This is a genomic window from Paenibacillus cremeus (genome assembly GCF_007786445.1).
In the GTDB taxonomy this organism is placed as follows: Bacteria; Bacillota; Bacilli; order Paenibacillales; family NBRC-103111; genus Paenibacillus_G; species Paenibacillus_G cremeus.
Genome location: NZ_VNJI01000137.1, coordinates 1 through 1,251, shown reverse-complemented (window position 1 = coordinate 1,251; position 1,251 = coordinate 1). Strand labels below are relative to the sequence as shown.

Sequence of the window (1,251 nt, the reverse complement as noted above, 5' to 3'; positions counted from 1 at the left end):
GGAGGCCATACAACATATGAAAAAACAAGTATCTTCCATTCTCTCTCTTGCATTGGCATTCTCGATGTTTTCGTCTGTAGCAATGGCTGCCACAGCTCCTAAATCCGCAGATGATTTCACTGACTTGAAAGATTTGGACGCTGCAACAAAAGCGAAATTCAACGCAATGATCTCTGCCGGCGTTTATGACGGTGTAAAGGATAATGTGTTCGGCTTGAAGGATGAAATGAATCGTGCGCAATTCGCGAAAGTAGCGGCATTGATCTTCGGTCTGAAGGTAGACACTACACTGAAGACTTCCAGCTTCAAGGACGTTAAAGCAGATGATCCTGCGAACGGCTACGCACTGCCTTATATCGAAGCGATTAAAGCAGCTGGCATTACGGACGGCGTGGCTGAAGGTCAATTCGACCCGGCTGGTAAAGTAACGAAAGAGCAATTGGCTGCTTTCTTGCTCCGCGGCTTGGGTAAAGATGTGAAAGGTACTACGGGCGTTACTGATGCTACCGTATCCGATTGGGCAAAAGGTTATGTAGCCCTGGCGCTTCAATTGAAATTGATGGACAATGGCGCTGACGGTAAGTTCGGCGGAACTACAAATGCTCTTCGCGAATTGCTCGTAGTGAGCTCCTACAATGCGAAACAATTGTTCCAACCGGCAAAAGCTTCGGTTACAGAGGCTAAAGCTGTTGGTTACCAAACTGTTCAAGTAACTTTGGATCGTGACGTAGATACAACAAAAGCTGTATTGTCCCTGAAAAAAGGTACAACAGATGTAGCTACTTCGGTTAAATGGTCCGACGACAAAAAATCGGCCATCTTGACGCTGACAGATTCCCGTGTGTTTGCAGGTGACTATACTGTAACGCTGAGCGGTTTGGATGCAGCGGCCGTTGATAAAACAACTGCTAAGTTCACAGCTGAAAATGAAGTTCTGAAAAGCATTAATTTCGTAAACGCACAAGACACCGTAGCTTACTCTTCGAGCGTTGTTGTGAAGATGCAAGCAAAGAACCAATATGGTGAGAATGCCTCTTTCTCCGCTGGTTCATACAGTGTAACTACTTCCAGCGCGAACTTCGTCAAAATGGAGAAGCAAACGGACGGTACGCTGCTGATGACTTTGGATACCCTGATGGATGGCAAGACGAACACGCCAGGCGTTTCTATGGTCTCCGTGAATGTAGTTAACAATGATCAGCATGTTACTGCTCAGAAGAACTTCAAGCTGGGTCAAACACCGTTCCTGTC

Annotated in this window: 1 protein-coding gene; it reads left to right on the top strand. The window is 46.4% G+C overall.

Annotation, left to right across the window (positions count from 1 at the left end):
- Nucleotides 1-16: 16 nt before the first annotated feature.
- A partial coding sequence (locus FPZ49_RS35200) for an S-layer homology domain-containing protein (protein WP_144855394.1) occupies nt 17-1,251 on the top strand: 1,235 nt, incomplete at its 3' end.